Annotated in this window: 17 protein-coding genes; 6 read left to right on the forward strand and 11 right to left on the reverse strand. The window is 65.6% G+C overall.

The features are described 5' to 3' along the window. The first annotated feature begins 9 nt into the window (after positions 1-9). Positions 10-657: a TetR/AcrR family transcriptional regulator gene (locus tag E4K64_RS04735; RefSeq protein ID WP_135162392.1), complete on the forward strand. Its 648-nt coding sequence runs from the start codon at positions 10-12 to the stop codon at positions 655-657. Positions 658-754: 97 nt separating this feature from the next. Here the strand turns inward: E4K64_RS04735 and E4K64_RS04740 are convergent, their stop codons facing one another. From E4K64_RS04740 to E4K64_RS04755, 4 genes are all read right to left on the reverse strand, one after another. After that, positions 755-1,405 carry an aspartate/glutamate racemase family protein gene (locus tag E4K64_RS04740; RefSeq protein ID WP_135162393.1) on the reverse strand — a complete coding sequence of 217 codons (651 nt, stop codon included), beginning with the start codon at positions 1,403-1,405 and terminating at the stop codon, positions 755-757. A gap of 145 nt (positions 1,406-1,550) precedes the next feature. Then, positions 1,551-2,564: an amino acid ABC transporter substrate-binding protein gene (locus E4K64_RS04745; RefSeq protein ID WP_135162394.1), complete on the reverse strand. Its 1,014-nt coding sequence runs from the start codon at positions 2,562-2,564 to the stop codon at positions 1,551-1,553. A gap of 10 nt (positions 2,565-2,574) precedes the next feature. After that, positions 2,575-3,924: an aspartate aminotransferase family protein gene (locus E4K64_RS04750; RefSeq protein WP_135162395.1), complete on the reverse strand. Its 1,350-nt coding sequence runs from the start codon at positions 3,922-3,924 to the stop codon at positions 2,575-2,577. A 2-nt stretch (positions 3,925-3,926) separates the two neighbouring features. Next, positions 3,927-4,799 carry a MurR/RpiR family transcriptional regulator gene (locus E4K64_RS04755; RefSeq protein ID WP_135162396.1) on the reverse strand — a complete coding sequence of 291 codons (873 nt, stop codon included), beginning with the start codon at positions 4,797-4,799 and terminating at the stop codon, positions 3,927-3,929. Between the two features lie 87 nt (positions 4,800-4,886). Here E4K64_RS04755 and E4K64_RS04760 point away from each other — a divergent pair, with 87 nt between their 5' ends. Then, entirely contained in the window at positions 4,887-6,071 is a 1,185-nt protein-coding gene (locus E4K64_RS04760; RefSeq protein ID WP_135162397.1) for an amino acid ABC transporter permease, read from the forward strand. A gap of 2 nt (positions 6,072-6,073) precedes the next feature. Then, positions 6,074-7,180: an amino acid ABC transporter permease gene (locus tag E4K64_RS04765; RefSeq protein ID WP_135162398.1), complete on the forward strand. Its 1,107-nt coding sequence runs from the start codon at positions 6,074-6,076 to the stop codon at positions 7,178-7,180. A 148-nt stretch (positions 7,181-7,328) separates the two neighbouring features. Here the strand turns inward: E4K64_RS04765 and E4K64_RS04770 are convergent, their stop codons facing one another. Both E4K64_RS04770 and E4K64_RS04775 read right to left on the reverse strand, forming a co-directional pair. Then, complete coding sequence (locus E4K64_RS04770) at positions 7,329-8,750, reverse strand: amidase (RefSeq protein WP_235884542.1); 1,422 nt, start codon at positions 8,748-8,750, stop codon at positions 7,329-7,331. A 140-nt stretch (positions 8,751-8,890) separates the two neighbouring features. After that, the gene (locus E4K64_RS04775) at positions 8,891-9,667 is read right to left on the reverse strand and encodes an SDR family oxidoreductase (protein ID WP_135162400.1); all 777 of its coding nucleotides are present in this window, start codon (positions 9,665-9,667) and stop codon (positions 8,891-8,893) included. A 154-nt stretch (positions 9,668-9,821) separates the two neighbouring features. Between E4K64_RS04775 and E4K64_RS04780 the strand changes: the two genes are divergently transcribed. Next, positions 9,822-10,895: a tartrate dehydrogenase gene (locus E4K64_RS04780; RefSeq protein WP_135162401.1), complete on the forward strand. Its 1,074-nt coding sequence runs from the start codon at positions 9,822-9,824 to the stop codon at positions 10,893-10,895. A 183-nt stretch (positions 10,896-11,078) separates the two neighbouring features. Here the strand turns inward: E4K64_RS04780 and E4K64_RS04785 are convergent, their stop codons facing one another. From E4K64_RS04785 to E4K64_RS04805, 5 genes are all read right to left on the reverse strand, one after another. After that, positions 11,079-11,720 (reverse strand): suppressor of fused domain protein, encoded by a 642-nt coding sequence (locus E4K64_RS04785; RefSeq protein WP_135162402.1) that lies wholly within the window; start codon positions 11,718-11,720, stop codon positions 11,079-11,081. A gap of 155 nt (positions 11,721-11,875) precedes the next feature. Continuing rightward, positions 11,876-12,949, reverse strand: a complete 1,074-nt coding sequence (locus E4K64_RS04790) for a malate/lactate/ureidoglycolate dehydrogenase (protein WP_135162403.1) — start codon at positions 12,947-12,949, stop codon at positions 11,876-11,878. A gap of 11 nt (positions 12,950-12,960) precedes the next feature. Beyond that, positions 12,961-13,872 (reverse strand): NAD(P)-dependent oxidoreductase, encoded by a 912-nt coding sequence (locus tag E4K64_RS04795; RefSeq protein WP_135162404.1) that lies wholly within the window; start codon positions 13,870-13,872, stop codon positions 12,961-12,963. Positions 13,873-13,884: 12 nt separating this feature from the next. Then, entirely contained in the window at positions 13,885-15,135 is a 1,251-nt protein-coding gene (locus tag E4K64_RS04800; protein WP_135162405.1) for a Zn-dependent hydrolase, read from the reverse strand. A gap of 147 nt (positions 15,136-15,282) precedes the next feature. After that, positions 15,283-16,200: a LysR family transcriptional regulator gene (locus E4K64_RS04805; protein WP_135162406.1), complete on the reverse strand. Its 918-nt coding sequence runs from the start codon at positions 16,198-16,200 to the stop codon at positions 15,283-15,285. A gap of 119 nt (positions 16,201-16,319) precedes the next feature. Between E4K64_RS04805 and E4K64_RS04810 the strand changes: the two genes are divergently transcribed. Together E4K64_RS04810 and E4K64_RS04815 are read left to right on the forward strand one after the other, a co-directional pair. Beyond that, positions 16,320-17,135: a putative hydro-lyase gene (locus E4K64_RS04810; protein ID WP_135162407.1), complete on the forward strand. Its 816-nt coding sequence runs from the start codon at positions 16,320-16,322 to the stop codon at positions 17,133-17,135. Positions 17,136-17,224: 89 nt separating this feature from the next. Further along, positions 17,225-18,469 (forward strand): ABC transporter substrate-binding protein, encoded by a 1,245-nt coding sequence (locus tag E4K64_RS04815; protein ID WP_135162408.1) that lies wholly within the window; start codon positions 17,225-17,227, stop codon positions 18,467-18,469. Positions 18,470-18,577 lie beyond the last annotated feature (108 nt).

Below are 18,577 nucleotides of genomic sequence, written 5' to 3' on the forward strand. Positions count from 1 at the left end.
GGCCACAACATGCGCCCCCAACTCGCCCGCAAGCCCGAAAACACCTACCATCATGGCGATCTTCGCGATGCTTTGATCAAGGCCGCGCTACGCGAGGCGGAGCGGGGCGGCGCCGAGGCGATCAGCATCAAGGCGTTGGCCAAGCAGCTTGGCGTCTCTCAGCCGGCGCCGTATCGTCACTTTGCCGATCGCGAGGCGCTGCTTGCGGCGGTGACGGCGGAGGCGTTCCGGCAGCTCAGCGCGATCCTTCGCGAGGCGATGGCCAAGCCGTCGAAGCAATCGAAGTTGTCGCTTCTGGCACAGGCGACCCTGGATTTCGGCCTGCGCCGCAACGGCATCTACCGCCTGATGTTCGCCTCGCGCACCGTCTCATGCGCGGCCAAGGGCAGCGAGCTGCACGAGGCCACGCGCGAGACGTTCGCGCTCGTGATCGAGGCGCTGGAAGCGCCTGCCGTCGGCTATTTGCGCGAGCGGCAAGCGCTCAAGATCTGGGCGGCGCTGCACGGCGTCGTGATGCTGGCCGAGCAGGGCCTGTTCACCGGCGAGGCGGCCCATGCCACGCGCGAGGAGCTGGTCGAGGATTTCGTCAACGAGACGAAGGCCGCGCTCGCGCTCGCGATCAGGGCCGCGCGGCGTCGAAAAGCGATGAGCGCCTAAAGCGCGATGCGATTAGGATGAATCGTCATCGCGCTTTAGGTTGTTGTTTAAGCATGATCTTTTCGGAAAACCGCTGCGCACTTTTCCGGATCATGCTTTAGGCCTTCGCTCCCAGCAGCATCATCAGTTTGTCGACGGCACTGTCAGGCGTGGTGACGACGGGACGGCCGGTGGCTTCTGCGACCAGCGGTGCCGTCGATGCGATGCTGAACTGCGCCAGCGCGATGACGTCGCAATCGCGCAGGTCCTTTGACGCTTCGACGATCAGGCGGTCGTGCGTGGCGCGGTCGCCGCGGTCGAGCGCCGCCAGCGCGCCCTCGGCAAGTTTCGGAACGACCTGAACCGAGGCCGGAAACTCCGGCGGCATCGAGGCCAGCGTCGGCGGAAAGGTGGAGAGCAGGCCGATGCGCCCGCCCATCGTCACCGCGCGCTCGATCATCGCTTCGTTCGGCTTGAGCACCGGCATCGGCGCCTGCGCGCGCGCGACCGCCTCGATGCAGGGGCCGAAGGCCGAGCAGGTGAACAGGATCCCGTTCGCGCCGGTCGCCGCCGCATAATCGCCGAGTGCCAGGAAACGCTCGGTCATGGCGTCGTCGAGCTTGCCGTCACGGGCCAGATCCGCCGACAAGCTGTCGTCGAGCAGGTTCATCAGCCGCGCCGCCGGCCACGCCTTCGCGAACGCGGCCTCGATCGGGGCGATGGAGTGCTTGAGGGCGTGGATCAGGGCGATGCGAGGGGGCGTCGTCATGGAGCGTGACTATCTGGTTCCCGTGCCCCGGACGCAGCGCAGCACGAAGTGATGCGCTGCTGAGCCGGGGCCCATTGTGGCAGCTCGGTCCCGGCTCTGCGCAGCAGCGTGGCACGCTGCAGCGCGTCCGGGACACAGGAGACGTCTACTTGAACGGCAGCGCGTACATCAAGCCGCCCTTGCTCCAGGGGCCGTTGAGGCCGCGATCGAGCTTGAGGGGGCTGGTCTTGCCGACATTGCGCTCGTAGATCTCGCCGTAATTGCCGGTGGCCTTGATGGCGGTGACCAGCCATTTGTTGTCGAGCCCGAGCCGCGAGCCGAGATCGCCGGAGGCGCCAAGCAGGCGCTGGATCGCAGGCGTCTGCGATTTCGTCATCTCGTCGACATTGGCTTGGGTGACGCCGAGCTCTTCGGCCTCGATCAGGCCGTAATGCAGCCAGGTGATGATGTCGCTCCAGACCTCGTCGCCGTTGCGGGTGAAGGGGCCGAGCGGCTCCTTGCTGATGGTCTGCGGCAGCACGACGTAATCGGCGGGGTTGGGCGCCGCGGTGGTCACCGCGCCGGCGAGCGCGGAGGCATCCTGGGTCATCGCATCGCAGCGGCCGCCGAAGAAGGTCTGGTACATGGTGTCGACGCGGTCGAACACCAGTGGCTTCCAGTCGATGCCGTTGGCGCGGCCGTAATCGCCGAGCGTGACTTCGTGCGTGGTGCCCTGAGCCACGCAGACCGTGGCGCCCTTGAGGTCCTTGATGTCCTTGACGCCCAGATCCTTCTTCACGACAAAGCCCTGGCCGTCGTAGAAGTTGATCGGGCCCTGCCGCAGGCCCAGCGTCACACCGCGCAAATAAGTTTGTGTCGAGTTGCGGTAGAGCACGTCGATCTCGCCCGATTGCAGGGCGGTGAAGCGGTTCTGCGCGGTCAAGGAAACGTAGCGGACCTTGCTGGCGTCGCCGAGCACGCCGGCCGCGAGCGCGCGGCAATAATCGACGTCGAGACCCTTGTAATTGCCTTGCGAGTCCGGCGCGGAGAAGCCGGCAAAGCCGGCGCTGACGCCGCACACCAGCGTGCCGCGGCTCTTCACCGTGTCGAGCGTCGCGGCGGATGCGACAATTGTCGATACGGCGAGCACACTCGCCGCGATAACCACTTTCCTCATCATGCTACTCCCCTCAGTGATTGACACTACGCAACACGTTGTCGACGGCCGAGCCGAGCTTGTCGACGATCAGGTCGATCTCGTCGGCGGAGGCGATGTAGGGCGGCGCCAGCAACACGTGGTCGCCGCGCACGCCGTCCACGGTGCCGCCGCCCGGATAGCAGCCGAGCCCAGCAGCGAAGGCTTCCGCCTTGATCTTCTGATGGAGCTTGAGCGCAGGATCGAACGAGGCGCGGCTGGCGCGATCGGCGACCAGCTCGATCGCCCAGAACAGGCCGCGGCCCCTGATATCGCCGACATGGCGGTGATTGCCGAAGCGCTCGGTCAGCCGCTGCTCGAGCTGCTTGCCGCGCTCCCTCACGCGGTCGAGCAGGCGATCCTCGCGGATCACATCCTGCACCGCGAGCGCGGCCGCGCAGGCGAGGGGATGTGCCAGGTAAGTATGGCCGTGCAGGAAGGCGCCCGAGCCTGAGCGGATCGTGTCGATGATCTTGCCGCTCGCGAGCATCGCCCCGATTGGCTGGTAGCCGCCGCCGAGCCCCTTTGCGATGGCCTGGATGTCGGGCGCGACGCCTTCCTGCTCCCAGGCGTGCGTAGTGCCGGTGCGGCCCATGCCGCACATGACCTCGTCGAGGATGAGCAGCGCACCGTGCCTGTCGCAGATCTCGCGCACCGCCCTGAAGTAGCCGTCCGGTGCCGTCACCGCGCCGGCAGTGGCGCCGACGACCGGCTCGGCGAGGAACGCTGCGACGGTGTTGGGGCCGAGCCGCTCGAACTCGGATTCCAGCTCGGCCGCCAACCGTGCCACGAACTGCGCGTCCGACTCGCCATCGTGCTTCTCGTGATAGGCGAAGGCCGGTGTCACGTGGCTGAAGGCGCCGGAGAGCAGCGGCGCGTAAGGCGCACGCCGCCAGGCATTGCCCCCGGCGGCGAGTGCGCCAAGCGTGTTGCCGTGGTAGCTCTGACGCCGCGCGATGAAATGCTGCCGCTGCGGCTCGTCGCGCTCGATAAAATATTGCCGCGCGAGCTTGATGCTCGCCTCGATCGCCTCGGATCCGCCGCTGACGAAATAGGCATAGGCGAGACCGCCGGGCTCGTGCCCGACCAGCGTCTCGGCGAGGGCTTCGGCGGGCTCGGACGAGAAGAACGCGGTATGCGCATAGGCCAGGGTCGAGGCCTGTTTCGCCATCGCCGCGATCACGCGCGGATGCTGATGGCCGAGGCACGAGACGGCCGCGCCGCCGGAGGCGTCGATCACGCGCCGCCCGTCCTCGGCGAAAAGATAGACGCCTTCGCCGCCGATCGCCTTGGGCGGCGTCTCGCGCAGCGAGCGGTGCAGCACGCGGCTGGTGCGGACGGCCATGGTCAACCTTTCTCTGAAACGTAGATGGAGGCAGCAGCGAGCCGCGCCTCGGTGTTCTCCAGGCGCTTCTTCGCGGCCACGCCGCCGAGCGAGAACGTCACGGCTGCCAGCGCCTGCGCGATCGCGATCGCGCCGGTGAGGCTGGGGAAGAAGCCGGGAGAGGAGGCCGCCTCGAACAGCAGCACGTGGTCGGCGCCCTCGGCCATCGGGGCAGAGAGGCTGTCCGCGATCGCGATCAGTGTCGCGCCGCCGCGATATGCGGCCTGTGCGACGCCGACGCTCGCATGGGTATAGGGCAGAAAGCCGATGACGATGACGGCCTCGCCGGACCGGAAGGCGCCGAGATCGAGATCGTCGGGGCCGGATGCGCCGATGATTTGCACCTGTTCGGGCCGGAATAACCGCAGTTCATAGTTCAGCAATTCCGCAACGCTGCGGCAACTCCGGTAGCCCGCGATCCAGATCCGCTTGGCCTCGTGCAGCGCACGGGCCGCCTCCGCAATCGGCTGGGCGGGAATCCGCGGAAGACCGGCGGCCTCGGCCTCGAGCTTGTCGGTGACGAGCGCGACGTCGGCGTTCGGGCCGGACCGGCGGCCTCTGGCACGACCGGAGAAGGGAGAGGTTGGCGATGGTCGCCGTGCCTCGGTCAGCGCCGCGCGCAATTCGTCCCAGCCCGAATAGCCTATCGCCTTGGCAAGGCGCGTGAACGCGGCGGGATCGGCGCCGGCTTCCGCCGCGAGGTCGCGCATCGAACGGGTGGTGGCGTCGTAGTCGTTGGCGGCAACGAAGCGTCCGACCTCCTGCAGCCGCATCGGGAGCGATGGCAATGCAATGCGCAGTTCGCTCAGGGGCGAGGATTTCGCGGGCTCGGCCATGAAACATTTGTTGCATGAATTTTATATCGGTGCAACACTTGACGTGCGCTGCCGGAAATCGTCGCTCTCGAGAAGGATTCTTGCGCTGTGACCACGGACGCCCGGAGACCGCCGCCGCGCCGCCTGTTCGGCGCATGGGGACGCCGCGAGCTGCAAGGCCTGTTCTGGCAGGTGCTGGTGGTCGGGATCGCGGTCGCGGTCATCGGCTTCCTCTGGTCCAACACCGTCACCAACCTCACGGCGCGCCGCATCACGACCGGCTTTGCCTTCCTCGGCCGCGAGGCCGGCATGCCGATCGCCGACAGCCTGTTCGCGTACAATCCGAAGGACACGTATCTCTGGGCCTTCGTCGTGGGCGTCGGCAATACCTTGCGCGTCGCCGTGATTGGGATCGTGCTCGCGACGGTCCTGGGCACGCTGATCGGCATCTCGCGCTTGTCGGCCAACTGGCTGCTGTCACGACTTGCCGCCGTCTATGTCGAAACGCTCCGTGACATCCCGCTGCTGCTGCAACTCCTGTTCTGGTACGTCCTGATGCAGGCGCTGCCGGCCGCGCGCGCGGCGTGGCGGCCGATCGAGGGCGTGTTCCTGTCCAATCGCGGCCTGATCCTGCCCGCCATTCCGATTGGCCCGCTGCAGCTGTGGGTGCTCGGCGCCGCTGTGCTCGGATGTGCCGCGTTCTATCTCGTCAGAAGGCAGCTTATCGCCCAGCAGTTGCGCGACGGCAGGCCGCGGCCGGGCTGGCCGTTTGCGCTTGCCCTGATCGTCGGACTTCCGGCGCTGGTGTCGGTGCTGCTCGGGGTGTCCTGGACAATCGAACGGCCGGAGCTGCGCGGCTTCAATTTCGTCGGCGGGCTGACGCTCGCTCCGGAATATTTCGCGCTGCTGATCGCGCTCGTGACTTACACCTCGGCCTTCATCGCCGAGATCGTGCGCAGCGGCATCCAGTCCGTGCCGCGCGGGCAATGGGACGCCGCCAACGCACTGGGCCTGCGCCGCAGCTTCATGCTGCGGCAGATCATCCTGCCGCAGGCGCTGCGTGTCATCGTGCCGCCGATGACGAGCCAATATCTCAACTTGACCAAGAATTCCTCGCTTGCGGTGGCGATCGGCTACCAGGACGTGGTCTCGATCGCCAACACCACGCTGAACCAGACCGGCCAGGCGATCGAAGCCATCGCGCTGATCATGGCGGTGTTCCTGACGATCAGCCTTTCCATCAGCTTCTTCATGAACTGGTACAATGCGCGCATCGCACTGGTGGAGCGCTGACGATGACGGCGATCGCCGATGTTCCGGAGGCACCGCGCGCCGCACGCCGTCCGCAGATCGGAAACCCCGTGCTGCGCTGGCTGCGCGCCAATTTGTTCTCGTCGATCCCGAACGGCATTTTGTCGGTCGTGCTGCTGGCGCTTCTCGCCAAGGGCATCTTCAGCTTCGTGCAGTGGGGTCTCGCGAATGCAGTGTGGCTGACGCCTGCGAACGATTCCAGCGCCTGCCGCGCGGCGCGTGGCGTCGGCGCCTGTTGGGCGATCATTCCGGAAAAGTACCGCTTCATCCTGTTCGGGACCTATCCGTTCGACGAGCAGTGGCGGCCGGCGCTGTCTGTGCTGCTGTTCATCGCGCTGTTCTATCTCTCGAGCCGCCGCGCTCTGTGGCGGCGCGAGCTCGTCTTGGTCTGGATCGGAGCGCTCGTGCTGATCAGCGTATTGATGTGGGGCGGGGTGCTCGGGCTTTCCTTCGTCTCGCAGGATCGCTGGGGTGGTTTGCCGGTGACGCTGATTCTGGCGACCTTCGGCCTTGCATTCGGCTTTCCGCTCGGCATCCTCGTCGCGCTCGGCCGGCGCTCCAAGCTGCCTGCGATCCGCTCGCTGAGCGTGCTCTATGTCGAGCTGATCCGCGGCGTGCCGCTGGTGAGCCTGCTGTTCATGGCGAGCGTGATGTTCCCGCTGTTCATGCCCAGCGGCTTCAACATCGACAAGCTCTTGCGCGCGCAGATCGCGATCATCCTGTTCGCGGGCGCCTATCTCGCCGAGGTCATCCGCGGCGGCCTGCAGGCGGTGCCCCGCGGACAATACGAGGCTGCCGAGGCACTCGGGCTATCCTACTGGCGCAAGAACCGGCTGATCATCCTGCCGCAGGCGATCCGTCACGTCATACCGCCGCTGGTCAACACCTTCATCGCCTTCTTCAAGGACACCAGCCTCGTCCTCATCATCGGCATCTTCGACCTGCTGACGACGGCGAAGACCGCGATCATCGATCCGGCGTGGCAACAATTCTCGGTCGAGGTCTATATCTTCGTCGCCGCGATCTACTTCGTGTTCTGCTTCGCGATGTCGCGCTACAGCCGCGGCCTGGAGGCGACGAGCGGGCAGTGACATCCCGTGTCCCGGACCAAGCGCAGCGCGCCAGCGCTGCACCGCAGAGCCGGGACCCAGGGACGCACGGGAAGTCTCGGCGAGATGGGCCCCGGCTCTGCAGCGCACCGCCGAAGAGGCGCTGCGCTGCGTCCGGGGCACAGATAGGCTACGTCTTCACCTTCGGATCGATCGGCGTGGTGCCGCGCAGGCCCAGAATATCCTCCAGCACCTTTGCGCCGGCGATCACTTGCGCATCCGCGCGCGGTGCGCCGACCACCTGCACGCCGACCGGCAGGCCGGACGCCGTGAAGCCGCACGGCAGCGACAGCGAGGGGCAGCAGGCCAGCGTGATGGCGTAGACGATGCCGAGCCACTCGACGTAATTGTCGAATCTCTTGCCGGCACATTCGGCGACATAGCGGTGCTCGATCGGGAAGGGCGGCACGATCGTGGTGGGTGTCAGCAGCAGATCGTAGGTCTTGAAGAATTCGACCGCCCGCGCGGTCATGCCGACGCGCTGCGCCTCGGCGCGCGCGAGCTGATCGACGGTGAGCTTGAGGCCTTCCTCGATGTTCCAGATCACCTCGGGCTTGAGCATGTCGCGCTTCGTGCGCAGCAGGTTGGCCTTGGTGATCGCGAAATCGAACGCGCGCAGCACGTGGAAGCACTCATGCGCCTCGCGCCAGTCCGGATGAGCTTCCTCGACGATGGCGCCGGCCTCGGCAAAGCGTTCCGCCGCTTTCCGCGTGATCGCCTTTACCTCGGGATCGACAGGCGTGATGCCGAGATCTGGCGAATAGGCGATGCGTTTCGGCCTTTTGCCTGACTGTGCCGCCGACAGGAACGAGATCGCGGGCGCCGGCAGCGACAGCGGATCGTCCGCATAGTCGCCGCTCATGGCATCCAGCAGCAGCGCGAGATCCTCGACGTTGCGCGCCATCGGGCCGACCACGCCGAGATTGCGATCGATGCCCGACTTCGGGGTATGCGCGACGCGGCCGATGCTCGGCCGCATGCCGACGACGCCGCAGAAGGACGCCGGGTTGCGCAGGCTGCCCCCCATATCGGAGCCCTGCGCGAGCCAGGCCATCCCGGTTGCGAGCGCGACGGCCGCGCCGCCGGAGGATCCCGCCGCCGATTTCGTCGTATCCCAGGGATTGAGCGTCGCGCCGAACACCTCGTTGAAGGTGTTGGCACCGGCGCCGAATTCCGGCGTGTTGGACTTGGCGTAGACGACCGCGCCGTTGGCCTCGAGGTTCTCGACCATGAGGTCCGACTTGGCGGGAATGTTGTCCCTGAAGATCGGCGAGCCCTGCGTGTTCAACACGCCTGCAACGTCGGTCAGATCCTTGATCGGCACCGGCAGGCCCGCGAGCAACCCCCGCGCGCCCGCGGGTTTGCGCATCAAGGCCTTGGCGCTGTCCCGGGCGCGATCGAAACACAGTGTCGGCAGCGCATTGACCTTGCCGTCGACCTCACTGATGCGCTTCTCCAGCACGTCCAGCAGCTCGAGCGGCGAGACGTCGCCGGAGCGCAGCTCATCGACGACGGCACATGCGGTTTTCCGGATCAGGTCTTCACTAGGCAATTGTCTTGCTCCTCTGTAACCAAGCATTCCGTCATTGCGAGCGCAGCGAAGCAATCCAGACTGTCTCCGCGGGGGCATTCCTGGATTGCTTCGCTGCGCTCGCAATGACGGTGTGTGGTGCGGGCCGCGGCACGCGTCAACTAACCCCAGCCCGCGCTGATGCCGCCGTCCACCGTGTAGATCACGCCCGACGTATAGCCGGCGCGGTCCGAGGCCAGGAACGCCATGAGGTCGCCGATCTCGCGCGCATGCGCGGGGCGGCCGAGCGGCAGGCTCTTCTGGAATTCCTTGTAGCGGCTCTCGTCGCCGAACTGCTGCGTCGCCCGCGTCTTCAGCAGCGTGACGTGGCGATCGGTGCCGACAGGGCCCGGATTGATGCCGACCACGCGGATGTTGTCGGCGAGACTTCTTCCCCCGAGCGCGCGGGTGAAGGCCATCAGCGCGGCATTGCCGGCGCTGCCGCAGATGTAATTGGCATCGAACTTCTCGCCGGCCGCGCCGATGTCGTTGACGATGACGCCGCCGCCCTTGGCCTTCATCTGCGCGTAGATGTGCCGCGTGAGGTTGATATAGCCGAACACCTTCAATTCCCAGGCGTGACGCCAGGCCGCCTCGTCGATCTTGTCGATCGGGCCGCCGGGGATGTCGCCGGCATTGTTGACGAGCACGTCGATGTCGGCGGCCTCTTTCGCCAGCCGCGCCACGTCTTCTTCCTTGCGCAGGTCCACAATGCTCGTTGCGGCATCGATCTGGTGGGCGGAACGCAAGCGCTCGGCCAGCACCTTGAGCTGGTCGCCGCTACGGGCGGCGAGCAGGAGATGAGCGCCTTCCTCGGCAAACGCCTCGGCCGCGGCAGCGCCAATGCCCTTGGACGCGCCCGTGATCAGGACGCGCTTGCCACGCAGATGTAGATCCATGAGGGTACTCGCGGGATAGGAACAGGATCAAACCAGTAGGCGCTTGGTCGCGCCATGGTCAACATTGCAGTGCAGCGTTGCACTGCCGACGCGTTTGGTCCATTGCAGTGCGGTCAAAAGGCGGCGGCTGCCGGACCAACCAAGGACGTTCTCGATGAGCAAGAAACAATACCGGATCGCGGTCATTCCCGGCGACGGCATCGGCAAGGAAGTGATGCCTGAGGGCCTGCGCGTGCTGGAGGCGGCGGCGAAGAAGCACGGCGTCGCACTGCATTTCGACCATTTCGACTTCTCGTCCTGGGACTATTACGAGAAGCACGGCCAGATGATGCCCGATGACTGGAAGGAGAAGATCGGCAGGCACGATGCGATTTATTTCGGTGCGGTCGGCTGGCCGGCCAAGATTCCGGACCACGTCTCGCTGTGGGGCTCGCTGATCAAGTTCCGGAGGGAGTTCGACCAGTACGTGAACCTTCGCCCGGTGCGGCTGATGCCCGGCGTGCCGTCGCCCCTGGCGGGCCGCAAGCCCGGCGATATCGATTTCTGGGTGGTGCGCGAGAACACCGAAGGGGAATATTCCTCGGTCGGCGGCCGCATGTTCCCCGATACCGACCGCGAGTTCGTGACGCAGCAGACGGTGATGACCCGCATCGGCGTCGACCGCATCCTGAAATTCGCCTTCGAGCTCGCGCAGTCGCGGCCGAAAAAGCACCTGACCTCGGCGACCAAGTCCAACGGCATCTCCATCACCATGCCCTATTGGGACGAGCGCGTGGAGGCGATGGCCAAGAAATATCCGGGCGTGAAGTGGGACAAGTACCACATCGACATCCTGACCGCGAACTTCGTGCTGCACCCGGACTGGTTCGACGTCGTGGTCGGCTCGAATCTGTTCGGCGATATCCTCTCCGACCTCGGCCCGGCCTGCACCGGCACCATCGGCATCGCACCGTCAGGCAACATCAACCCCGAGGGCGACTTCCCCTCGGTGTTCGAGCCGGTGCACGGCTCGGCGCCCGATATTGCGGGGCAGGGGATTGCGAACCCGATCGGCGCGATCTGGTCCGGCGCGATGATGCTTGAGCATCTCGGCGAGAAGGAAGCCGGCAAGTCGATTGTCGAGGCGATCGAGCGCACGCTGGCCGAACGCACGCTGCGCACCAAGGACCTCGGCGGCAACGCCGACACCACGGCGTGCGGCAAGGCCGTTGCGGAGATGGTGGACTAAGGCTCGCTCGCGCAAGCAACTCCAGGGTCGTCCCTGCGAACGCAGGGACCCATAACCCCACGCAGAGATTGCTTGGCCGAGCCGGGCAACCCCTGAGTCCTCGCCAAACTACGTCCTGTGGTTATGGATCCCGGATCGGCGCGCGCTTCAGGCGCGCTTGTCCGGGACGACAGGGCGCGCGCCCTACACGTACGACTTCCGCTTGGGATCGAAGATCGGCGGATAGTCGTTGTCGTCGAGCAGGTCGAGAAAGGGATCCAGTCCCTCGGATTTGATCAGCGCGAGCTCTCGATCGGAAATCAGATTCACGGTCAAAATCTCGACCGGATCGCCCGCGACCTCCAGCGCTTCGGCGATCTGCTTGTCGGGACCGATGACCGGCGTGAGAAACAGAAAGGTCTGGAAGTCCGTTCCTGCGACCGGGGGCCACGGCAATGCGACCCGGTGACCGAACCCGAACCAGGTCGTGTCGATGAACGGCAGATTGGCCAGCCAGCGCAGATTGTCGCGAACGTCCGGCGTCGGCTCGCGGACATACCACATCAGCTCGGCCCGCAGTTTTGCATCCCCGCGCACCCCCGGCATTCGCTGCTGGCTCATGCCATTGGTCAGCAGGACGTAACCCTCGTCAGAACCCTCCTGGCACACCGGCACGAAATCGCGGCCGAAGGCGTGGATGTCGATGCGGCGTTCCGCGCTGTCCGTGAAGCTGTGCTCGGGCTCGCCAAGCTCGCTCTCGTAGATGGCAAGCCGATGCCGGTAGAGGTCGACGGCGGGTGACGGATCGGTGGAGCCCGATACGAGCTTTGCGGGACGGGAGAGCATGTGAACCTCTGGAGCGGATACGAGTCGGGATATCCGCGTTGTCGCAAGGCAACGAGGGCCGGTTCAAATCCGCTTCAAGAGCTTCGCCTTAGTCCATCGTCTTGCGCAATTGTGCACGAGACCGGCGCTATTCGAGCGATGCGCGGCGTTTCCGATCAGCTTGCGATCTTCTCGATCGCCGCCTGATCCAGCCCGAACTTCTTCCCGGCCTCGAGGATTTCCTGCCAGGTGGTCGGATCGACCGGAATGCCTTCGGCGAAGCGCTTCTGCTTGGTCTCGCGCTCCGGTTCGCCGGCGATTCTGACCTTGTCGACGCCGGGAGCGGGCGGCGAGCCGGTGTGCCAGGCGACGAAACTCTCGACTTCACGTGCGAGGTTTTCGCCGGTGCCGAGCTTGCCGGGATCGATGACGATCGAGAGCATGCCGTTGAGCACGTTGTACTTGCCGTCGGACGGGCCCTTGACCACCTGCCCGCCGGAGAGCGCGCCGCCGAGGATTTCGCAGACCAGCGCGAGCCCCGAGCCCTTGTGCTCGCCGAAGGGAAGGATGGCGCCGTACGGCGGGATCACGGTGTAGCGCGGGTTGACGGTGGGCTTGCCCTCATGGTCGATGATGGTGCCGGGCTCCAGCTCGACGCCCTTGTTGTGGGCGACGCGGGTCTTGCCCTGCGCGATCCTGCTGGTGGCGAAGTCGAGCACGATCGGGTCCTTGCCCCGTCGCGGGATGCCGACGCAGAACGGGTTGGTGCCGTGGCGGGCGTCGCTGCCGGCCCAGGGCGCCACGATTGGCCGCGAGATCACGTTGACGAAGTGGATCGAGACCAGGCCGTGGTCGATGCACTGTTCGGCCCAGTGGCCGATGCGGCCGATGTGGTGCGAGTTGGAAAGGCCGACCAGGCAGACGCCGTTTTTCTTGGCGCGCTCGGCCGCCAGTTCCATCGCCTCATGCCCGATCACCTGGCCATAGCCGGTGAGGCCGTCGAGCGTGAGCAGCGGGCCGGTGTCGAGCACGATCTTGACGTGCTGGTTCACGGCGAGGCCGCCATTGGTGACGCTCTGGACATAGCGCGGGATCATGCCGACGCCGTGCGAATCGTGGCCCTTGAGATTGGCTTCGACGAGATTGGTGGCCACGAGCTCGGCTTCGCGGTCCGAGGAGCCGCCGGCCTTGACGATGGCATGGATGGCACGGGTGAGCGGCTCAGCCTTGATGGTGCGGTAGTCGGCCATTGTTGTTGCTCTTATCCCTTCACGATCCGGCGGCAGTGCTCCCACGCCGCATGAATGAGGTTCTCGCTCGCTTCCGGCGTGCGGAACGCGGAATGCGCCGACAGCGTCACGTTCGGCAGCTTGGTCAGCGGATGATCGCCGGGCAAGGGCTCGGTGTTGAAGACGTCGAGGCCGGCATGGCGGATATGGCCCGACTTCAGCGCCTCGATCATGGCGGCTTCGTCGACGATCGCGGCGCGCGCGGTGTTGATCAGGATGACGCCGGGCTTCATTTTTCCGATCTTCTCGCGCGTGATCATGCCGCGCGTCTCGTCGTTGAGCAGCAGATGCAGCGACACCACGTCGCTCCTCGCCAGCACAGCGTCGAGATCGGTGAATTCGACGCCGGGGCAGCTCTTCGGCGAGCGATTCCAGGCGATCACCTTCATCCCGCTGCCGGACGCAATGCGCGCGACCTCGGCGGCGATGCCGCCGAAGCCGATCAGCCCGAGCGTCTTGCCGGTGAGCTGCATGCCGTCCTCGCGCAGCCAGTTGCCGCCGCGCATCTCGCGGTCCATCATCGCGATGACGCGGGCCGACGCCCACATCAGCGCAATCGCGGATTCGGCGACCGCGGTGTCGCCGTAGCCCTTGATCAGATGCACCGAGATGCCGAGGTCAGCGAGCTCCTCCGGGTTCATGTAGCTGCGTGCGCCGGTGCCGAGGAACACGACGTGCTTCAGCCCGGCGCATTTCTTGGCGACCGCGGTCGGCAGCGCGGTGTGGTCGACGATTGCGATCTCGGCACCGTCGAGGATTTCAGGGTATTGCTCCGGCTTGATGTCGGGATCCCGGTGGATCCGCACCTTGGGATCGCCGGGCTGCTCCAGCCGCTCCATGATCACGGCGAGGGCTTCGTTGGCGTCGACGAAAACTCCGCGCATGGCTCTCTCCGATCAGGACGCGACGCCGGCGATCGCCAGCACGGTATGCATGAGAACGTTGGTACCTGCGGCGCAGTCGCCCTGCGTGGCGTCCTCCAGCTCGTTGTGGCTGATGCCGTCCTTGCAGGGTACGAACACCATGGCGGCGGGCATCACGGTGTTGAGGTTGCAGGCGTCGTGGCCGGCGCCGGAGGTGATGCGGCGCGAGGAGTATCCGAGCGTCTTCGCCGCGTTCTCCACCGCCGCAATGAGCTTGGGATCGAAATGCGTCGGCGGCTTGCGCCAGACCAGATCGATCTTCACCTCGACCTTGCGGCGTGCGGCGATCTCGGCGATGGCGGCGCGCAGATCGCGATCGAGCGCGTCCATGATCGCGCCGTCCGCGCTGCGGCAATCCATGGTGAAGGCGATCTCGCCGGGAATGACGTTGCGCGAGGGGTTGGCGATCACGGCCTCGCCGATCGTGCCGACCGCGTTCGGGCCGTGCTTCTTTGCGATGGCCTCCATCGCCAACACGATCTCCGACAGCGTCGCCAGCGCATCGCGGCGCAGCTGCATCGGGGTCGAGCCCGCATGGCTCTCGAAGCCGGAAATCTTGCCGTCATACCACAGCACGCCCTGGCCGGAATCGACGACGCCGATGGTCTTGCCTTCAGCCTCCAGGATCGGGCCCTGCTCGATGTGCAATTCGACGAAGCAGCCGAGCTTCTGGAAGCCCACCGGTTTGTCGCCGCGATAACCGATGCTGTCGAGCGCCTGGCCGACGGTGGTGCCCTCGGCGTCCTTGCGCGACAAAATGTCGTCGGTGGTGAAGTCGCCGACGTAAGCCGCGGAGGCCATCATTGCAGGCGCGAAGCGCGAGCCTTCCTCATTGGTCCAGTTGACGACGCAGATCGGTGCGTCGGTCTCGATACCGGCATCGTTCAACGTACGGATCACTTCCAGCGCGCCGAGCGTACCCAGAATGCCGTCATACTTGCCGCCGGTCGGCTGTGTGTCGAGATGCGAGCCGATGCCCACCGGCAGTTTCGACATGTCGCGGCCCTTGCGCAGGCCGAATTGCGATCCGAGCGCATCGGTGTGCACCGCAAGGCCTGCCTCCTCGCAGGCCTTGCGGAACCAGTCGCGCACCTGCTTGTCTTCGGCACTCAGCGTCAGCCGCCGTACGCCGCCCTTGGCCGTCGCGCCGAATTGCGCGGTCTCATGGATGGAGCCCCACAGGCGGGCGGAATCGATTTGCAGGTTGGTGACGGCTCGGCTCATGCGTCTCTTCCATTGATCACTGTCATTCCGGGGCGCCCAAAGGGCGAACCCGAATCTCGAGATTCCGGGTTCGATGCTACCGGGGCCGCGCTTTGCGCGATCCCGTCGCATCGCCCCGGAATGACGGTAGAAAATCCGGCGCCTTTTTCAATGACGCGCCTGCGCGGGCGCGTCAACCGCGAGGCTGCTCTGCGCAATTTGCCGTGCAAGCTCGGCGACGCGCTCCACGGCAACGACGTCGGGCGAGGCGAGCCAGCTTGCGGTGAAGGTCAGCGGCGCGATCGCCAGATCGGTGTCGAGCAGTTGCAGCCGCCCGTCGGCGAGCTCGCTCTCGACGATGGCGTCGGGAATCACGGCGACGCCCAGTCCCTCGACCGCCATATGGATGACGGTGGCGAGCGAGGCGGATGCATGCAGGCGGATCGGCGGCAGCTCCGGCCGGTCGAACACCTCGCGCACCACCTCATAAGGCTTGGTCTTGCGCGGGAAGGTGATGATCGGAAACCGCGCGAGGTCGGCCGGCGTCACCGGGCCCTTGCCGAGCCCGAGCGAGGGACTTGCGAGAAAGCCGATCGGATAATCGGCGAGCACGCGGTTGTGCACGCCGGAGGCGGACAGCGGTCCCACCACGAACGCAAGCTCGATCTCCTGCGCGAGCAGGCGCGCGGTGAGGTTCGGCGTGATGTCGACCTCGATCTCCAGCGAAAGGTTCGGATAGACCTGATTGACGCTCTTCACGAGGCGCGGCAGCCAGGTGTGCACGATGGTCTCGGCGACGCCGAGCCGCATCACGCCGCGCATCGCCGAGGCATCGCCGATCTCCGCCATCATCTGGGCGCGCAGCCCGATCAGCTTCTCCGCATAGACCATCATCTGCCGGCCGCTCGGGGTCGGCGAGGCCACGCGATGTTCGCGGTTGAGCAGCTTCACGCCCATCTCACGTTCGAGCTGGGCGATACGCTGGGAGATCGCCGGCTGGGTGGTGTTGAGCCGTTGGGCGGCGCCGCGAAAGCTGCCGAGCTTCACCACCCAGAGGAACGTCTCGATCGACCTGAAGTCCAGCATGGAAGGGTTTTCCCAGTCGATAAATTAATTTTATCGAGATTGATTAGAAACGACGATTAGACTTTATAGCACGCTTGGTGTTGGCTTGTCTTTGTCGAGTTTATAGGCAGGTCGATCGCATGACTGTTTTGGTGGCAGCGCAGCAAACTGAAACACCCGACGCGCTCCCGAGCCGCAAGGCCCGGCTCGCTTACCGCGAGGGGCTGGTCGCCTCCACCGCCGGCGTCGCCCCCGGGTTTGTCCAGGGCAATTTGGCGATTCTGCCGGCCGACTATGCCGGCGCCTTTCACCGCTTCTGTCAGCTCAATCCCAAGCCGTGCCCGATCATCGGCATGTCCGATGTCGGCAGCCCTTTCATCCCGGCGCTCGGCGCCGACCTCGACATCCGCACCGACGTGCCGCGCTACCGCGTCTGGCGCGACGGCGAAATCGTCGACGAGCCGATTGATGTGACCAAGTATTGGCGCGACGATCTCGTCACCTTCGTGCTCGGCTGCTCGTTCTCGTTCGAAGAGGCGCTGCTCGACGAGGGCATGCCGATCCGCCACATCGAGCAGAACGTGCGCGTGCCGATGTACCGTACTAACATTCCTTGCGGCGAGGCCGGGCCGTTCGCCGGTCCCATGGTGGTGTCGATGCGCCCGTTCAAGCCGGCGGACGCGATCCGTGCGGTGCAGATCACCTCGCGCTATCCCGCCGTGCACGGCGCGCCCGTGCATCTCGGCCATCCGCATCTGATCGGCATCAAGGACATTTCCAAGCCCGACTACGGCGATCCGGTGCCCGTCGCCGACGACGAGATACCGGTGTTCTGGGCTTGCGGCGTGACGCCGCAATCGGTCATCAACGCCGCCAAGCTTCCGTTCGCGATCACGCATTCGCCCGGCCTGATGCTGGTGACGGATCTCAAGAACAGGACCATGGCCGTGATTTAACGGGCAGCATCTGCTGCTTCTTCGAGCTTTACCGCATCCATCAATCGTTTCATTCGATCAACCGAAATTCAGTCACAGGGGACTCTGCCATGACGATCACTCGCCGCGACGTGTTGTTAGGTGCCACCGCCACCGCTGCACTGGTGCCGCTCGCTGCACGTGCACAGACGTCGGAAGTCGTGATCGGCGTGATCTATCCGTTCTCCGGCGGCAGCGCGCAGCAGGGCGTCGACGCCCAGAAGGCCTACGAGACCGCGCTCGAGGTCATCAACAAGGATACCGATTTCGACCTGCCGCTGGCCAAGGGCGAGGGCCTGCCGGGCCTCGGCGGCGCCAAGGTCCGCCTCGTGTTCGCCGACCACCAGGCCGATCCGCAGAAGGGTCGCGCCGAGGCCGAGCGCCTGATCACGCAGGAGAAGGTCAGCGCCATCATCGGCACCTATCAGAGCGCGGTCGCCGTCACCGTCAGCCAGATCTGCGAGCGCTACCAGGTCCCGTTCGTTTCCGCCGACAATTCCTCGCCGAGCCTGCATCGCCGCGGCCTGAAATACTATTTCCGCGCCGCGCCGCACGACGAGATGTACTCGGCCGCCATGTTCGACTTCTTCGATGCCATGAAGAAGAAGGGCACCAAGATCGAGACGCTGTCGCTGTTCCACGAGGACACCATCTTCGGCACCGATTCCGGCAACGCCCAGGCCAAGATCGCCGGCGAGCGCGGCTACAAGATCGTCACCGACATCAAGTATCGCGCCAACTCGCCCTCGCTCTCGGCCGAGGTGCAGCAGCTCAAGTCTGCCAACGCCGACGTGCTGATGCCCTCGAGCTACACCACCGACGGCATCCTCCTGGTCAAGACCATGGCCGAGCTCGGCTATAAGCCGAATGCGATCGTGGCGCAGGACGCCGGCTTCTCGGAGAAGGCTCTCTATGACGCCGTCGGCGACAAGCTCGAAGGCGTGATCTCGCGCGGCACGTTCTCGCTCGACCTCGCGCAGAAGCGCCCGATGGTCGGCAAGATCAACGACATGTTCAAGGCGAAGTCGGGCAAGGACTTCAATGATCTCACCTCGCGCCAGTTCATGGGCCTGATCATCCTCGCCGACGCCATCAGCCGCGCCAAGTCGACGGACGGCGAGAAGATCCGCGACGCGCTGGCAGCGACCGACATCCCGGGCGAGCAGACCATCATGCCCTGGAAGCGCGTCAAGTTCGACGAGATGGGCCAGAACAACGACGCCGACCCGGTGCTGCTGCAATATATCGGCGGCAAGTTCGTCACCATCTTCCCGCCGCAGGCTGCGATCGCCGAGGCGGTCTGGCCGATGAAGTAAGACTGGGAAAGCGGGAGCTCAGACGTAGCTCCCGCCCTCATCCTGAGGAGCGGGCGTCGCCCGCGTCTCGAAGGACGAGGGCTGGGCCATCCTTCGAGACGCGCGCCG

The organism is Bradyrhizobium frederickii (genome assembly GCF_004570865.1).
GTDB lineage: Bacteria > Pseudomonadota > Alphaproteobacteria > Rhizobiales > Xanthobacteraceae > Bradyrhizobium > Bradyrhizobium frederickii.

Coding starts and splice junctions, on each gene's coding strand:
- E4K64_RS04735 (WP_135162392.1), top strand. CDS start 10: ATGCGCCCCCAACTCGCCCGCAAGCCCGAAAACACCTACCATCATGGC.
- E4K64_RS04740 (WP_135162393.1), bottom strand. CDS start 1,405: ATGACGACGCCCCCTCGCATCGCCCTGATCCACGCCCTCAAGCACTCC.
- E4K64_RS04745 (WP_135162394.1), bottom strand. CDS start 2,564: ATGATGAGGAAAGTGGTTATCGCGGCGAGTGTGCTCGCCGTATCGACA.
- E4K64_RS04750 (WP_135162395.1), bottom strand. CDS start 3,924: ATGGCCGTCCGCACCAGCCGCGTGCTGCACCGCTCGCTGCGCGAGACG.
- E4K64_RS04755 (WP_135162396.1), bottom strand. CDS start 4,799: ATGGCCGAGCCCGCGAAATCCTCGCCCCTGAGCGAACTGCGCATTGCA.
- E4K64_RS04765 (WP_135162398.1), top strand. CDS start 6,074: ATGACGGCGATCGCCGATGTTCCGGAGGCACCGCGCGCCGCACGCCGT.
- E4K64_RS04775 (WP_135162400.1), bottom strand. CDS start 9,667: ATGGATCTACATCTGCGTGGCAAGCGCGTCCTGATCACGGGCGCGTCC.
- E4K64_RS04780 (WP_135162401.1), top strand. CDS start 9,822: ATGAGCAAGAAACAATACCGGATCGCGGTCATTCCCGGCGACGGCATC.
- E4K64_RS04785 (WP_135162402.1), bottom strand. CDS start 11,720: ATGCTCTCCCGTCCCGCAAAGCTCGTATCGGGCTCCACCGATCCGTCA.
- E4K64_RS04790 (WP_135162403.1), bottom strand. CDS start 12,949: ATGGCCGACTACCGCACCATCAAGGCTGAGCCGCTCACCCGTGCCATC.
- E4K64_RS04795 (WP_135162404.1), bottom strand. CDS start 13,872: ATGCGCGGAGTTTTCGTCGACGCCAACGAAGCCCTCGCCGTGATCATG.
- E4K64_RS04800 (WP_135162405.1), bottom strand. CDS start 15,135: ATGAGCCGAGCCGTCACCAACCTGCAAATCGATTCCGCCCGCCTGTGG.
- E4K64_RS04805 (WP_135162406.1), bottom strand. CDS start 16,200: ATGCTGGACTTCAGGTCGATCGAGACGTTCCTCTGGGTGGTGAAGCTC.
- E4K64_RS04810 (WP_135162407.1), top strand. CDS start 16,320: ATGACTGTTTTGGTGGCAGCGCAGCAAACTGAAACACCCGACGCGCTC.
- E4K64_RS04815 (WP_135162408.1), top strand. CDS start 17,225: ATGACGATCACTCGCCGCGACGTGTTGTTAGGTGCCACCGCCACCGCT.